Genomic DNA, 14,240 nt, shown 5'->3' with positions numbered 1-14,240 from the left:
TGAGCCCGATGACAGCAGCACGTCAGGACAGTCTCGCGATCGTTGGCGGCGGCAACATCAGTGCGGCCTTGCTGTCAGGGTTGCTCGAGGGGGACGTCGTACTCCACGATCCGGACCGGATCGCGGTGGTCGAGCGGTTGCCGGACAGGGCGGCGTACCTGCGGGAGCGGTTCGGGATCTCGACGCCTGATCTCGCGGAGGCGGTGCGGGGAGCCGATGTCGTGCTGCTGATGGTGAAGCCGTACCACGTCGAGGCGCTGCTGCCGCAGTTGATCGAACACGTCACAGCCGAGCAGCTGGTCATCTCGGTGGTCGGCGGGATCAGCACGGCGCAGATCGAGCGTGGGCTGGTGCCGAAGACGCCGGTGGTACGGGCGATGCCGAACACGGCGGCGTCCGTCGGGGAAGGGATGACGGCGATCTGCGCCGGATCCTTTGCCACTGACGTGCATCTGGAACGCGCCGGTGCATTGCTGCGCTCGGTGGGCAAGGTGGTGGAGGTGCCGGAGACGCAGATGAACGCGATCACAGCGTTCTCCGGCAGCGGTCCGGCGTTCTTCTTCTACTTCGCCGAGGCCTTGATCGACTCCGGAGTGCTGCTCGGACTGAGCCGGGAGTTGTCGGAGGAGATGGTGATCCAGACTGCGGTCGGTGCGGCCGTGATGCTGCGCGACTCAGGCATGGATCCGGTCCGGCTCCGCGCCGCTGTGAGCAGCCCCGGAGGCACCACCATCACCGCCATCCGCGAACTCGAGAAGGCGGGAGTCCGCGGCGCCGTCATGGTCGCCACCGAGGCCGGTCGCGACCGCACCATCGAGATCGGCGCGCAGGCCGGCAGCCACTGAACAACGTTAATCCCGTCACCCTCAGCTGGCTTGACGATTCGATAGTCAGCTTCTAGAGTTAAGAACAGATCCTGGATATAAAACATCCAGAACAATGAGAGATGGGAGCTGGAGCGATGAGGATCTTTCTTGCCGGGGCGTCGGGTGTGATCGGGCGCGCGCTGATTCCGCGACTGGTGGCCGACGGCCATGTGGTCGGAGGAATGACCCGGTCGGTCGCGAAGACCGAACTGGTGGAGGGACTCGGGGCCGAGCCGATCCTGTGCGATGTGTTCGATCGCGACGCGCTGATCCAGGCGGTCGGCGACTTCAAGCCGGACGTGATCCTGAACGAGCTGACCGACCTGCCGGACGACGTGACGCGGATCGGGGCGCACGCGGACCTGAACGCGCGGATCCGGACCGAGGGCAACCAGAACCTGATCGAGGCCGCGCGGCGGGCCGGGTCGCCGAAGATCCTGGCCCAGACCGTCGCCTGGCAGCTCCCCGACGGCCCCGATGCCTTGGCGGTCGCCGAACTGGAGCGATCGGTTCTGGCCGAGGGTGGCGTCGTCCTGAGCTATGGGCAGTTCTACGGGCCGGGCACGTACAACGAGAAGCAGTTGCCCGCAGAGCCGCGAGTGCACATCGACCGCGCCGCGGAGCTCACTGTGCGGGCGCTGCGCGAGCCGAGCGGCGTCGTCGTCATCACCGACTGATCGTCAGCTGTCCTGCGGGTCGGCCCAGTCGCCGTTCGCGACGATCGCGAGGTCCTCGAGCTCGAGGTTCTTGCCGGACGCGGTCCGCGGGCCGATGATCACCGGCTCGCCGGTGCCTCGCTCGACCAGGCTCAGCGGCCCGCCTTCCTCGTCCTGCACGTACTTGTTGCCCCACTGCATCAGCGCGAAGACCGCGGGCAACAGCTCCCGGCCTTTGTCGGTCAGCAGGTACTCGGAGCGGGTCCGCTGGCCCGGCTCGCGGTACGGCTGCTTGCTGAACAGACCGATCTCGGTCAGGTCCCTGAGCCTGGCCGCCACGATCGCGTCGGTCAGCCGGGTACGCCGGGTGAAGTCGTCGAACCGCGTGGTGCCGTAGAACGCCTCGCGCAGGATCACCATCGACGACCGGGTGCCGATCAGATCCATCGTCATCGCGATCGAGCAGTTCTCGAGCGTCCAGGTGCTCCGATCGGCCAGCACCCCTTCGAACGTGATCGCCATACCTCGTCCTTTACAAGGAGTTTCCGATGTCATCCTCTCACGTGGTGGCTGAGCGGCCTGTTGTCCGCCGGCGGCCGACCATCCCCGCCGGGCTCGCCATGGCCGGTGCGGCGATCACCTTCACCGCGCTGTATCTCGCGGCCGGGGCGCTGACCCCGTTGCTCGTGTTCTACCAGGAGCAGTGGGATTTCGCGCCGTCTCTGCTGGCGCTCGCGTTCGCTGTGTACGCGGTCGGCTTCCTCGCCGCCGTACTCACTGTTGGTTCGCTCTCGGACCATGTCGGCCGGCGCCCGGTGCTGATCGGCGCCCTGGTTGTCCAGATCGCCTCGAACCTCACCTTTCTCGCCGCTTCCGGTGTCGGGTGGGTGATCGCCGGCCGGATCATCCAAGGCGTCGCCAGCGGTGCGGCAACAGCCGCCTTCACCGCAGCGCTCGTGGAACTCGCGGCGCCGAACCGCAAACGGCTGGGCACGATCCTGGGCAGTGTCGGACTGACCGGAGGCCTTGGGTTCGGCTCCTTGCTGGCCGGCCTCGCCATCCAGCTCACGCCCGCGGCGAACTCGATCATCTTCGTCGTCCTGACTGTTGTGACGATCTTCGGAACGGTCCTGGTGGTCCTGTCGCCCGAGACCGCCACCCGGGTCCCTGGCGCGTTGCATTCGTTGGTCCCACGCATCGCCCTTCCACCGGCAACCCGTCGAGAGTTCGCCGCGGCCGCGCCGGTGGTCGCCGCGGTCTGGATGCTCGCGGGTCTGTCCGGCGGGCTCGCGCCGAGCATGGTGCGCAGTGTCTTCCATCTGAACAGTGGTCTTCTCAATGGCGTGGCCGGGTTCGTCGCGCCGGCGACCTCCGCTGTGGTCGGGCTGGCGTTCGCCCGCGTCGACTCGCGGCGGGCGATGACGTGGGGGATCTACGCATCGATCGTCGGAGCCGTCGGCATCATCACCGGCGTCCTGGCCGGAAGCCTGGCCGTGATGATCATCGGGCAGGCCATCGCAGGTGTCGGTTTCGGCGCGGCGTTCACGGCCGCTCTCCAGCTCATCTTCCCGCTCGCGGCCCCACACCAGCGGGCCGGCGTCGTCGCCGCGATCTACCTGGTGTCCTACCTCGCGCTCGGTATTCCCGTGGTCATCGCCGGTCAGCTCACCGGCCCCATCGGTGCGGTCGCGGCGGTCACGTCGTACACGGCCCTGACTGTGGTCCTCGCCTTCGTCAGCCTGATCGCCCAGCTCCGCCTCAAGCGCCGTACGCACGCTTAGCTGTGCAGCATTTCTGCAGCGTTCGGCGAGGCAGGCTGGCATCGAGCGGTGGGGTTGCCGCGGAGAGGAGGGATCATGCCCGTCGCGCCCCTGAAGGAACTCGTCGACGAGGCTCTGGCCAAGGGGTACGCCGTTCCCGCGATCAACGTGGTGGACGAGCTGAGCCTGCGTGCCGTCGTCGACGCCGCCGTGGAACTGCGCTCGCCGCTCATCGTCCAGACGTCGGTGAAGACGGTGAAATCGGTCGGCCGCGACGTCCTCAAGGCGATGTTCGACGCGACGGCCGCGCCGGTGCCCGTGCCGGTGTCTCTCCACCTCGACCACTGCCCGGACCGCGAGGTGATCAGCTCGTGCCTCGCGGCTGGCTGGAACTCCGTGCTGTTCGACGCGTCGGCGCTCCCGGTCGAGGAGAACCAGCGCCAGACCGTGGAGGTCGTCGCCGAGGCCAGGGCGTACGGCGCTCATGTCGAGGGTGAGATCGAGGGGATCACCGGTGTCGAGGACGGGGTCGGATCTGACACCGAGTCGGCGCGTCAGTCCCTCGAGATCGCGACCCGGTTCGTGGAAACGACCGAGGTCGACGTGTTCGCTCCGGCGATCGGCAACGCCCACGGCATCTATCACTCGTTGCCGGACCTGGACTACCAGCGGATCACCGACCTGGTGGCGGCGACCGGGATCCCGATGGCGCTGCACGGTGGCTCGGGGCTGAGCTGTGAGCAGTTCCAGGATCTGATCGGCCGGGGCTGCTCGAAGGTGAACATCTCGACGGCTCTCAAGGTCGCCTACATGACATCGTCGCTGGAGCACCTCGAGCAGGCGCGTGCCGCGAACAAGTGGGACCCGCCGTCCCTGTTCGTCCACATCCACGCGGCCGTGAAGGCGATGGCCGCCGAGCACATCGAGATCTTCGGCAGCGGCGGCCGGGCATGACCGCGATCATCTTCGACTGCGACGGCGTACTGGGTGATACCGAACGCGACGGGCATCTGCCGGCGTTCAACGCGACGTTCGAGCAGTTCGGACTGCCGGTGCGGTGGTCGGTCGAGGAGTACGGCCGGTTGCTGCGGATCGGCGGTGGCAAGGAGCGGCTGGCCACTGTGCTGGACGACCCGGAGGTGTGGGCCGCGGCGGGATCGCCTGCGACGCCTGAGGAGGGCGCCGAGGTTGTGGCGACGTGGCACCGGGCCAAGACGAAGGCGTTCACCGACTTGGTCGCCGCTGGAGTCATCCCACCGCGCCCTGGCGTACGGCGGATCATCACTGGCGCGTTGGAGGCCGGGTGGACGGTTGCGGTGGCGTCGACGTCTGCTGAGCCGTCGGTTCGGGCTGTCCTTTCCGGAGCTGTCGGTGCTGAGGTTGCGGCGACGATCCCGGTGTTCGCGGGTGACGTCGTACCGCGGAAGAAGCCTGATCCGGCCGTCTACGAGTTGACCGTCAAGGAGCTTGGGCTGGACCCGGCCGAGACCCTCGTCGTCGAGGACTCACACAACGGACTGCTCGCTGCCAGCGGAGCCGGGCTGGCCACGGTCGTGACCGTCAGCGGCTACACCCGGGACGAGGACTTCACCGGCGCCGCCCTCGTCGTCACGAGCCTGGGCGATCCGGGCGGTGAGCGGCTCGAGGTTCTCGCGGATCCCTGGGACATCGAACCGGTCGACGCGCTCAGCCTGACCCAGCTCTCCCGCCTGGCCGGCCGGTCACCGCACGACGAGACCCAAGGAGGGCGGACATGACGGACAGCTGGAACGAGGTCGACCTCGTCATGACGACGATCATCGACACCTGCCTCGCCAACGAGAAGTACTTCGGCGACCTGGATTCGGTGGTCGGCGACGGGGACTTCGGGTACTCGCTGGCGCGTGGTTTCGAGAAGCTGCAGGCGCAGTACGCCGAAATGGACCGGACCGACATCGGCACCTTCCTGAAGAAGGTCGGGATGCTGGTGACGTCGCGGATCGGCGGGACGTCCGGCCCGATCTGGGGGACCGGGTTCCTGCGCGCGGGGATGACCGCCGGTACGGCGACCTCCCTTGACGGCGCCACCGTCGTGGCGATGCTGCGGTCCGCGGTCGCCGGCATCATGGCGCGCGGCGGGGCCGCATTGGGGGAGAAGACACTGCTCGACGCGCTGGTCCCGATGACCGACGCCATCGAGGAGGCGCTCGCCGCGGGAGCGAGCAGTGACGAGATCGTCGACCGGGCCGCGGCGGCCGCCCGGTCAGCCGCCGACGCGACGATCGACCTGGTCGCGAAGCGCGGCCGCGCCGCCTACACCGGCGAGCGCAGCCGTGGATCGGTCGACGCCGGAGCCACCGCTGTCGCCGTACTGATGGAGCAGATCGCGAAGAACTGGAAGGGGAGGGAGTCCCGATGAAGAAGTTCGTGAACGATCCCAAGAACTACGTGCCGGAGATGCTGCAGGGGATCGCGCTGGCCAACCCCGAGACCTTGAAGTACGTCCCGGAGTACAACCTGATCATGCGGACCGACGCGCCGCGCGACGACAAGGTCTCGATCGTCCAGGGCTCGGGGTCCGGGCACGAGCCCGCCCACGTGATGACGGTCGGCAAGGGCATGCTCGACGCCGCCTGTCCGGGGGACGTGTTCGCGGCGCCGCCGATGGAGTACGTGTACGAGACCACCAAGCTGCTCGCGTCGCAGAAGGGCGTGCTGCTGCTGGTGAACAACTACACCGGCGACCGGATGGCGTTCGACATGTCGCAGGAGATGAGTGCGGCCGATGGTATGAATGTCCGCACGTTGATCATCGACGACGACGTCTCGGTGAAGGACTCGACCTACACGGTCGGCCGGCGTGGGGTGGCCGGCAACTTCTTCGTAATGAAGGCGGTGGGTGCGGCGTCCGAACAGGGCGCGGACCTGGACGAGCTGGTCCGGATCGGCGAGAATGTCAACTCGGTCACGCGGACGATGGGGATGGCGCTCACGGCCTGTACGCCGCCGGCGAAGGGCTCCCCGCTCTTCGAGCTCGGCGATGACGAGATGGAGATGGGCGTCGGTATCCACGGCGAGCCGGGGCGGAGTCGCGAGACACTCGCGTCGGCCAACGAGATCATCGATCAAATGCTCGAGGCGGTCCGGTCCGATCTGCCGTACGAGTCCGGCGACAACGTCGCGCTGATGATCAACGGGCTGGGCGGAACGCCGATCAGCGAGCTGTACCTGCTCTACGGTCGCGCCCACCAGGTGCTCACCGACCAGGGCATCAACGTACGGCGCAACTACGTCGGGGAGTACTGCACGTCGCTCGACATGGCCGGCGCGTCGGTCACCTTGGTCAAGCTGGACGACGAGATCGACGGTCTGCTGTCGGCGCCGGCCGAGATCGCGATCCGGGTCTTCTGACGTTCAAGGGGATCGGGGTCAGCCCTCGGTCCCCGCCGCGTTCAGGCCGTAGTCCTTGCGGAGACGTCGTACCTCGGACTGGGCGGCCGGCCACAGCGGGGAGGTCGGCGACAGCAACGTCAGTTGGTGTTCCCACGCGGCCAGGTCGTTGACCCCGGCGTACGAACGAGTCCACGCCACAACGAGGTCGACGTCCTGTGTCTGCAGTACGGCGGCCCGGATCCGGTTCTCCAGACGGTTGCGGGCGGCAACGACTCCGGGTGCGTCGGACTGCGGAAGCAACGGGCCGACGTACCGGCGCAGGGCCGACGACAGCAGATGCGAATCGAGGTCGTTGGCGGTCTCGAGCCAGTCCGCGGCGATGTCGCGGCGCAGCCGGTACGGACGCGACTCGACGATGTCGGCGCCGAGGAGTGCGCGGAGTCGGGTCACCTCACCTCGCAACGACGACCGGTGATCGGCTTCGCCGTAGAGCGCGTCCGACAACTCCTCCGCGCTGAGTCCTTCGGGGTGCTCGGCCAGCAGGACAAGGATGTCGCTGTGCCGCCGGCTGAGCCGGAGATCGCGGTCGTCGACGCGTACCTCGGCGTCCGGTCGTCCCAGGGCAGAGATGTGCACTCGATGGCCCGAGTCGCCGGTGATCCTGCGAAGGATCGTGAGTCGGCCGAGCTCGGCCTCGGCCATGCGGGCGGCGGCGCGTACCAGAGCCAGCGACTGGGGTGAGCTGGCATCGGCGCCGCCGGTCACGTCCACGACGCCGAGCACTCGCTGCGTCTCCGGGTCGTAGATGGGCGCGGCCGCGCACGACCACGGTTGCACGAGCAGCGTGAAGTGTTCTGCCGATCGGATCTGGACCGGTCCAGCGACCTCCAACGACGTACCGAGGGCATTCGTGCCGACCTGGCGTTCGGCCCACCACGCGCCTTCGCTGAAATGGATGCCGTCCGCGGCGCGCAGTACATCGCGACGTCCGCACACCCACAGCAGCCGTCCGTCACTGTCACCGATCGCCATCACGCTGTCACTGTCCTCAGCGGCCCGGCCGAGTACGTCGTACAGCATCGGGAAGACCGCGGCGAGTGGATGCTCGGCCCGGTACGCCGACAACTCGTCCGCACGGAACGCGAACGGCGCCGCCGTACCGGAATCCAGTCCTGCCGCGATGGATCGCCCCCAGGAGGCCGCGACCAGCCCCCGCACGTTCCGCTCCCCACCCTCGAGGAACTCCTCGTGCCGCCGATGCAACCCCCGATCGACCCGATCCACCCTCCAAGGGAACTGCGCGCACCCTCGAAAGTCCAGCACACCCATCAGGGGCGGCGGACTGCAGCGAGAGACTGAGGCCATTGGTTTCCTGGTGGACGTAGACGTCGAGGCGGGTCCACCGGAGGTAAATACCTTCGGTATCAGAATCCGGGCCCCGGGCTCTTGTCGGCATCACGTCGATCGGAAGGAGGCCGGAGATGGCTGTCGCAATCCCTTTACTCCCGGCGCGAGGCAGGAACCGCGAAAGGCGTGCAGGCTGTGGACTGCGTCGCCCACCTCGGCGAGAATGCCGAGGGGGGCGGGCGATGGACCAGCAACGGCATGCCGACAATCAGGCGCTCGTCGCTTTGGTGCGTTCCGCCGACCCGGTCGCCTGGCGCACGCTGACGGACCGCTACACCAATCTCCTGTGGCATATCGCCCGCGGAATGCGGCTGAGCCAGGAGGACGCCGCGGACGCCATCCAGACCACCTGGCTCCGGCTGATGGAGCGTGTCGACACCGTTCGGCAGCCGGACAGGATCGGAAGCTGGCTGGCCACCACCATGCGCCACGAATGCCTGGCGGCGTTGCGGCGCCGGTCCAAGGTGGTGGTGCTGGAGATCTTCGACGATCTGCCGGACCACGCCGATCCGTTCGACGACGCGCTGCTGCGAAGAGAGCAGGATGCCGCGTTGTGGCGGGCGTTCCGCTCGATGAAGCCGCGCTGCCAGACATTGCTGCGGGTGCTGATGACCGATCCGCCGCCGGCCTACACCGAGGTGGCGTCGGCGCTGGACATGCCCGTCGGGAGTATCGGCCCGACCCGCAAGCGTTGTCTCGCGGCGCTCCGCGAGATCATGGCCGCCGACCCGTACCCGTTCGAGTCCACGGCCGCGGAACCTGGCGGTGATCAGTGAGATGAACGCCGACCACGATGACGACGCACTGCTGGCGTGGTTGAAGCGAGTCGCAGCAGAGGCGGACCCGATGCCCGGCGACATCACCGCCGCCGCGTACGAAGCGATCGGCCTGCACGACCTCGACGGGCAGTTGGCCGAGCTGATCGCAGACTCTGCCGGGGTGACCCAGGAGTACGACGCGGTACGGCGTACAGAGGCCGCGGACCGCCTGCTGTCGTTCGAAGGCGGTGGTGTCCGGGTCGAGTTGGAGATCGTGCCGGATGACGGTGAGCTGGCTGTCATCGGGCAAGTCATCGGTGCCTCGCCGGAGGACTGCGAGCTCGAGTACGGCGATGGCCGCCGCGAGGCCCTGCCATTGGATGACCTCGGACGTTTCCTGGTCGATCGGAGGCGGGGCGGACCGGTGCGGATCCGGTGCCGGTCGGTCGACGGCAGCCCGGTGATCACCTCCTGGGTCAACCTGTGACCCCGTCAGCGGCCGAGAGCCACGAAGGACAACGCAGTCGCGACCGCGATCGGGTCGTCGCCGACGCCGGCGCGGGCTTTCTGGAGGGCGACGCCGAAGGAATCGCCCGCGCGCAGGTGCTGGTGGAAGTCAACCATCAACCCGGCGGTCGCGGTGTCGTTGACCGGTACGACGCTGGCCAGCAGGCTCGCCGTACCGAGTGGGACCAGTGCGGACACCGCTCCGAGGAGCTCGTCCGCGCCGATCGGAGCGGCGACGCCGGACTCGCAACTGGACAAGACCAACCGCAGTGGCGCGCGGCGGAGCCGGCCGAGGTCGTAGAGAGTCAGCGGCCCGTCGTCGAGAGCGAACGCGGAGAACAACGGGTTGTCGCGGCGCAAGCGCCCGTGGGCCGCGATGTGGGCGGTCCAGGCGCCGTCCAACGCGGCCAAGGTCTTGTCGGCAGTGGCGTGCCCGTTGGCGAGGACGTCCGCACTCGGATAGTTGCCCCTGATCTGCCGCAGTTCGTTGTCACCGCCGCGGAGTCCAGGTCCTGCGACGAGGGTGACGCGGCGTTCCCGCGGCGTGTGCAGACGGCCGGCCCGCAACCACATCGACGCCGACGGCGCGACCACGACCGGGGCCGATCTCAACGCCGGCAACATCGCCCAGGGCACCGCGTGCAGAGCCGCCGGCGGCACGATCAGGACAGGCCCGTCGCCGAGCTCGGCAGCCGACGGTCCCAGCAGGACCTTTTGCAGTCGGAGACCGACCGCGTCCATGCGTTCGAGAGCTCCGGAGTGCGCGCGACCGTGCGCCAGCCGGCGCAGCATGAACAGTGCGAGATCGAGTTCGCGTACGGCGACCTCGACCGGGCCGATCGGGTACATGCGTACTCGCCGGCCGATGACCGTGATCGCGTGGAGCACGCCGTCGAGCGCGGTGATCTCGACCAGGCGATGTTCTCCCAGGCTCTCGATCAACGCGCCGAGGTCAGCGGCGTCCTCACGGCGACGCGGATCGACCGAGGCGCCGGAACGGTTGCTGAGCCGCCTGGTTCGGGCCCGGATGGACGACTCGAGCCGGCTCCGTTCGAGCTGAAGCCGCTCGGTGTCCTCGTCCGCCCGCTGAGCGGCCTCGACGCGTCGAGCCACGTTGCGCAGAGCGGCGAGCTCGGCCGCGAGTTCGGGATCGTCGGGAGGGCGGACCGGCGGCAACGCCAACGCACCGGCGCGCCACTGCTCGCTCCACCGCAACAGCATCCGTGCGTCGTTCCGCCGTACGGCGTGACGCTCGGCCAGGGCGGCGAGCTCGACGCCGTATGCCGCGGCGTGGGCACGCAACTCGGGCGCGGCCAACGAGCGTTGGTGATCGGCCGCCGCTTCGAGGCCGTGCCGGCAGGCGATGAGAGTTGCGGCCGTGTCGCCGCGGCCCTCGGCCCGCAGCGCGTGGGCGAGCCAGCCGGCCGCATGTCCGAACGTCGGACCGCGATGACGGAAGCGTGCCGCGAGGGCGAGATGGCGGTCGGCGTCGGCCTGGCGTCCCTCGTCAGCAGCGAGGCGGCCGGCCAGAAGGTGCGCCGAAAGTGCATCCGGGGAACTGAACTCATCGAGTTGATCGGCGAGCCGCTGAGCCTCGGCGCAGAGTCGATCGCCACGGTGACCGGCGTCGTACCGCGCCTGGAGCGTGAGGTACGTCGTCCGCGCAAGCCAGCCCTTCCGGCCTTGCTGGCGGAACAGGCGACCGGCTTGGACAGCACGTTCCTCAGCGAGAGCCGGTCGTTCGGCGGCCTGCGCGGCCTGTGCCACGGCGAACAGCAGTTCGGCCGTCCCGGTCCCTCCGGGGTCGCGACGCAGGTGATCGCGCAGCACCTGCTCGGTCGTGGTGACCGCTTCGGTTGCGAGGCCGGCCGCGAGCAGTACGGCGCAGCGGTCGATCGCGAGACTCGGCCACTCCGTCTGAAGCGCCGTGTACCGAGCCGCGGCCTCGTCGAGGAAGCCGAGCGCCGCGGGCAGGTCACCTGCCTGGAACGCCACGTCGGCGCGGTTGTGTACGAGCATGGCCGACTCGAGCTCTTGGCCGTTGGCAGCCGACAGTTGCTCGGCCACCACCAGGTCCCGGTCGGCATGGGCTGCCTGTCCCAGGGCGGCGTACACCAGGAATCGGTGGGTGCGTGCGCGAGCCTCCCAGACCTGGTCGCCGCCGCGATGCAGGAGCATGACGGCCTGACGGAGGTCCGCGAGCGCTTCGTCGTACCGTCCGAGGACCCGGAGCAGGTATCCGCGCCGGGTCAAGGCCCTTCCCGCGGCGGCGCCCTTGCTGTTCGCGATCGCCTGTTCCAGCAGGGCGAGCGCCTCGACGTGTTTGCCTCCGAGGCCGAGCGTGAGGCCGAGGGTTGCTTGGACGTCCGCGATGCGTTCGGGCTCGGTGGAGCTCTTGGCCAGGCGCAGCGCGCGACGCAGTTCGGTGACCGCTTCGGTCTGATGGCCGGAGTCGCGCAGGACGATCGCCCGGGCCTGACGAGCGATCGATGCGGTCCTCGGGTCCGGAGCATCCGCCAGCACCGTGGCGGCCGCCGCGAGGGCTTCGGAGGGGCGAGACACCGCCAGCGGCAGGAGTCGGTCGGGATCGTCGTGACGGTCACCGGCTGACATTCAAGGAGTCTAAGAAACTCACTGCGTAATCGGGAGGGGTCATGTCAGAAGACGACGCAACGGGTCCGGAAGGTCGCACTGAGGAAGCAGCGGTGGTTCCTGAATCACCGGAGGACGCCCAGCGTGCCTTGATTCTCAGCCGTTTCGACCGCGAATCCGAGCATCCGCGGAAATTGGCGCCAGGGCGGGGGGCCGGTACGGATTCCGGGATGGACTTCTTCTACGAGGCCGGCACGATTCTGGTGCGGGAAGAACATTTCGAGCATGTGCGCAGGATTCTGGATCAGTTGCACCTGCTGCCCCGCGGTGACCGGGAGCCGGTGTCGCAGCCGGTGATCGCAGGTATCCGGCTGATTCGGTTGAATCCCGAGCTCAATCCGCAACTCGGCACGCTCGAGACACTCAAGTTGCTCCGGGAAGGCGGCGAAGTCACGATCAACCGCCCGGCAGACCAATCCGGCGACGTGGACACGCCGGCGGAAGGCTCCGGTCCGGAGCAGGGCGAGCGGCCCGCGGACGATGCGGGATCCGCGGAAGGGGCGGGATCCGCGGAAGGGGCGGGATCCGCGGAAGGGGAGCGGCCGCCGGGCACGGTGCCGCAGACGGTGCTCGTCACCGGGCTTGGTCCGGGGGTGGGGACACCGAATCATCTCGTCTCCATCACCGGTGGCCGGGGCAACGGTGCCGGGTGCCCGGCGACCGAGCCTGAGCCGATGCCCGCCGGAAGCGCCCCCTATCCCGGGTACACATCGGATCGATGCGCCGGAGAGGGCGTCAAGATCGTCGTCGTCGACACGGGCTTCGATGCGACGGCGCCGGACCGCAGCGACTGGCTGACAGGTGTGGAGGGGGACAAGGACCTCGGCATCGTCGGCAACACTCTGGAGTTCTACGCCGGCCACGGAACGTTCATCGCGGGAGTCATCAGGTCCGTCGCCCCGCTCGCGGAGGTCTGCGTCCGGAAGGGCTTCGGCCCGGAGGGCACGGTGGTGGAGTCCGACCTGGTCGCGAAGCTGGACGAGATCATCGAGAAGGACGACCCCGACATCATCAGCATGTCGGCGGGCACGTACTGCCACGACGCGACCGGCCTGCCCACCTTCGGGATCTTCAACGAACGACGCCTCAGTCACCACAAGGGTGTCGTCCTCGTGGTTGCTGCGGGCAACTATGCCGATCGGAAGGCGTTCTGGCCGGCGGCTGCGCCGTACACCGTGTCCGTCGGAGCGCTGAACACGTACTGGCATGGAAGGGCCGGCTTCAGCGATTACGGCGGCTGGGTCGACGTCTATGCGCCCGGGCAGGACCTCGTCAACGCCTTCCCGGTCGGGAACTACACCTATCGCGAGCCGCCGCACGTAGGTCCCGGACGCCCACCGCGGCAGGAGGAGTTCTACGGCATGGCGAAATGGAGCGGTACGTCGTTCAGTACGCCGCTCGTCGCCGGGCTGATCGCGGCGCGGATGTCACGCACCGGCGAGAACGGACGGGACGCGGCGGCCGCACTGATCGCCGAGGCCCGGCAGGCAGCACAGCCCGGTGTCGGCGCCGTGCTGCTGCCGGAGTAGTCGGTTCAGCGCTGGTCGTCGTTCGGGGTCGTCTCTTCGTCCGGGACCTGGGAGTCCTCGGGCGGAGTGACGCCCAGCAGCGGACGCAGCCGCACCATCGCCTGATCGGTGAACAGACCGGCCAGGCAGCCCGTCATCATCAGCACTGTCACGCCGGCGGAGGAGGTCGTGTCGTCGCCGATGCTGATCAGGCCGGTGTTGACGGCGACGACGACCACCGAGCCCAGCAGAGCGGACCAGACCGGACGCAGCAGGTACCACCAGACGAACCCTCGCTCCAGCGTCTCCAGACCGGCACGCTGGGCGAAGACCATGCTCTGATGGATGACGCTGCCGACGGCGCCCGCTGCCGCTCCGACGATCAGCAGCGACATGTTCAACGTGGTCGTGAAGTCCGGGCCCCACCAGTGGACAGTGCGCGTCGCGATGCCGGTCGGCCCGGTGATCTCCTGGTCGGACACGAGCCGCTCGGCGATGCCGTACGCCGCGATCAGACCGATCAGCGTGATGATCGCCTCGGCGAAGTTGATCGCGCCGATCATCCGCCGGGTCATCGGCTTCATCGCGGCCTTGTTCCGCGGCCGCGCGATGCCGGGCCGTGCAGTGGCAGGACGTGCTGTGGTGGTCACGGGATCCCTCCGGTTCGTTCTCTCCCCCTGCCGAACCAGAGTCGCGAGGCCGCGCCCGGATACATCCGGAATCGTGGGCGGGCGGTGGTATCAGGTGCGGCGGT

The 14,240-nt window shown here is 68.5% G+C and carries 14 protein-coding genes; 10 read left to right on the top strand and 4 right to left on the bottom strand.

The window, feature by feature from the left end:
* The first annotated feature begins 8 nt into the window (after positions 1-8).
* Together proC and E0H75_RS31365 are read left to right on the top strand one after the other, a co-directional pair.
* Complete coding sequence (gene proC, locus E0H75_RS31370) at positions 9-845, top strand: pyrroline-5-carboxylate reductase (RefSeq protein ID WP_131517327.1); 837 nt, start codon at positions 9-11, stop codon at positions 843-845.
* Between the two features lie 116 nt (positions 846-961).
* Complete coding sequence (locus tag E0H75_RS31365; protein WP_131517326.1) at positions 962-1,543, top strand: NAD-dependent epimerase/dehydratase family protein; 582 nt, start codon at positions 962-964, stop codon at positions 1,541-1,543.
* 3 nt (positions 1,544-1,546) lie between these two features.
* Here the strand turns inward: E0H75_RS31365 and E0H75_RS31360 are convergent, their stop codons facing one another.
* Positions 1,547-2,044, bottom strand: coding sequence for a winged helix-turn-helix transcriptional regulator (locus tag E0H75_RS31360; RefSeq protein ID WP_131517325.1), 498 nt, complete (start codon positions 2,042-2,044; stop codon positions 1,547-1,549).
* Positions 2,045-2,070: 26 nt separating this feature from the next.
* Here E0H75_RS31360 and E0H75_RS31355 point away from each other — a divergent pair, with 26 nt between their 5' ends.
* From E0H75_RS31355 to dhaK, 5 genes are all read left to right on the top strand, one after another.
* Positions 2,071-3,303, top strand: coding sequence for an MFS transporter (locus E0H75_RS31355; protein WP_202873263.1), 1,233 nt, complete (start codon positions 2,071-2,073; stop codon positions 3,301-3,303).
* Between the two features lie 75 nt (positions 3,304-3,378).
* Entirely contained in the window at positions 3,379-4,236 is an 858-nt protein-coding gene (locus E0H75_RS31350) for a class II fructose-bisphosphate aldolase (RefSeq protein ID WP_131517324.1), read from the top strand.
* A complete protein-coding gene (locus tag E0H75_RS31345) occupies positions 4,233-5,039 on the top strand; it encodes an HAD-IA family hydrolase (protein ID WP_131517323.1) in 807 nt (268 codons plus the stop codon). Before E0H75_RS31350 ends, E0H75_RS31345 begins: the two co-directional genes overlap by 4 nt.
* Positions 5,036-5,680 carry a dihydroxyacetone kinase subunit DhaL gene (gene dhaL, locus E0H75_RS31340; protein ID WP_131517322.1) on the top strand — a complete coding sequence of 215 codons (645 nt, stop codon included), beginning with the start codon at positions 5,036-5,038 and terminating at the stop codon, positions 5,678-5,680. Before E0H75_RS31345 ends, dhaL begins: the two co-directional genes overlap by 4 nt.
* The gene (dhaK, locus tag E0H75_RS31335; protein WP_131517321.1) at positions 5,677-6,672 is read left to right on the top strand and encodes a dihydroxyacetone kinase subunit DhaK; all 996 of its coding nucleotides are present in this window, start codon (positions 5,677-5,679) and stop codon (positions 6,670-6,672) included. Before dhaL ends, dhaK begins: the two co-directional genes overlap by 4 nt.
* A gap of 18 nt (positions 6,673-6,690) precedes the next feature.
* On the opposite strand, the gene E0H75_RS31330 is transcribed toward dhaK, so the two are convergent.
* A complete protein-coding gene (locus E0H75_RS31330; protein ID WP_202873262.1) occupies positions 6,691-7,938 on the bottom strand; it encodes a GAF domain-containing protein in 1,248 nt (415 codons plus the stop codon).
* A gap of 305 nt (positions 7,939-8,243) precedes the next feature.
* On the opposite strand from E0H75_RS31330, the gene E0H75_RS31325 reads away from it, so the two are divergent.
* Together E0H75_RS31325 and E0H75_RS31320 are read left to right on the top strand one after the other, a co-directional pair.
* Positions 8,244-8,837, top strand: coding sequence for an RNA polymerase sigma factor (locus E0H75_RS31325; RefSeq protein ID WP_131517319.1), 594 nt, complete (start codon positions 8,244-8,246; stop codon positions 8,835-8,837).
* Positions 8,827-9,306, top strand: a complete 480-nt coding sequence (locus E0H75_RS31320; RefSeq protein ID WP_131517318.1) for a hypothetical protein — start codon at positions 8,827-8,829, stop codon at positions 9,304-9,306. Before E0H75_RS31325 ends, E0H75_RS31320 begins: the two co-directional genes overlap by 11 nt.
* A gap of 5 nt (positions 9,307-9,311) precedes the next feature.
* Here E0H75_RS31320 and E0H75_RS31315 read toward each other — a convergent pair whose 3' ends face one another.
* A complete protein-coding gene (locus E0H75_RS31315) occupies positions 9,312-11,939 on the bottom strand; it encodes a CHAT domain-containing protein (protein ID WP_131517317.1) in 2,628 nt (875 codons plus the stop codon).
* A 209-nt stretch (positions 11,940-12,148) separates the two neighbouring features.
* On the opposite strand from E0H75_RS31315, the gene E0H75_RS31310 reads away from it, so the two are divergent.
* Complete coding sequence (locus E0H75_RS31310) at positions 12,149-13,507, top strand: S8/S53 family peptidase (RefSeq protein WP_131517316.1); 1,359 nt, start codon at positions 12,149-12,151, stop codon at positions 13,505-13,507.
* Between the two features lie 5 nt (positions 13,508-13,512).
* Here the strand turns inward: E0H75_RS31310 and E0H75_RS31305 are convergent, their stop codons facing one another.
* Entirely contained in the window at positions 13,513-14,136 is a 624-nt protein-coding gene (locus tag E0H75_RS31305; protein ID WP_131517315.1) for a hypothetical protein, read from the bottom strand.
* Positions 14,137-14,240 lie beyond the last annotated feature (104 nt).

It is taken from the genome of Kribbella capetownensis (assembly GCF_004331485.1).
In the GTDB taxonomy this organism is placed as follows: domain Bacteria; phylum Actinomycetota; class Actinomycetes; order Propionibacteriales; family Kribbellaceae; genus Kribbella; species Kribbella capetownensis.
This window is presented reverse-complemented; position numbering and strand designations above follow the sequence as displayed.

Coding starts and splice junctions, on each gene's coding strand:
- proC (WP_131517327.1), top strand. CDS start 9: ATGACAGCAGCACGTCAGGACAGTCTCGCGATCGTTGGCGGCGGCAAC.
- E0H75_RS31365 (WP_131517326.1), top strand. CDS start 962: ATGAGGATCTTTCTTGCCGGGGCGTCGGGTGTGATCGGGCGCGCGCTG.
- E0H75_RS31360 (WP_131517325.1), bottom strand. CDS start 2,044: ATGGCGATCACGTTCGAAGGGGTGCTGGCCGATCGGAGCACCTGGACG.
- E0H75_RS31355 (WP_202873263.1), top strand. CDS start 2,071: ATGTCATCCTCTCACGTGGTGGCTGAGCGGCCTGTTGTCCGCCGGCGG.
- E0H75_RS31350 (WP_131517324.1), top strand. CDS start 3,379: ATGCCCGTCGCGCCCCTGAAGGAACTCGTCGACGAGGCTCTGGCCAAG.
- E0H75_RS31345 (WP_131517323.1), top strand. CDS start 4,233: ATGACCGCGATCATCTTCGACTGCGACGGCGTACTGGGTGATACCGAA.
- dhaL (WP_131517322.1), top strand. CDS start 5,036: ATGACGGACAGCTGGAACGAGGTCGACCTCGTCATGACGACGATCATC.
- dhaK (WP_131517321.1), top strand. CDS start 5,677: ATGAAGAAGTTCGTGAACGATCCCAAGAACTACGTGCCGGAGATGCTG.
- E0H75_RS31325 (WP_131517319.1), top strand. CDS start 8,244: ATGGACCAGCAACGGCATGCCGACAATCAGGCGCTCGTCGCTTTGGTG.
- E0H75_RS31315 (WP_131517317.1), bottom strand. CDS start 11,939: ATGTCAGCCGGTGACCGTCACGACGATCCCGACCGACTCCTGCCGCTG.
- E0H75_RS31310 (WP_131517316.1), top strand. CDS start 12,149: ATGGACTTCTTCTACGAGGCCGGCACGATTCTGGTGCGGGAAGAACAT.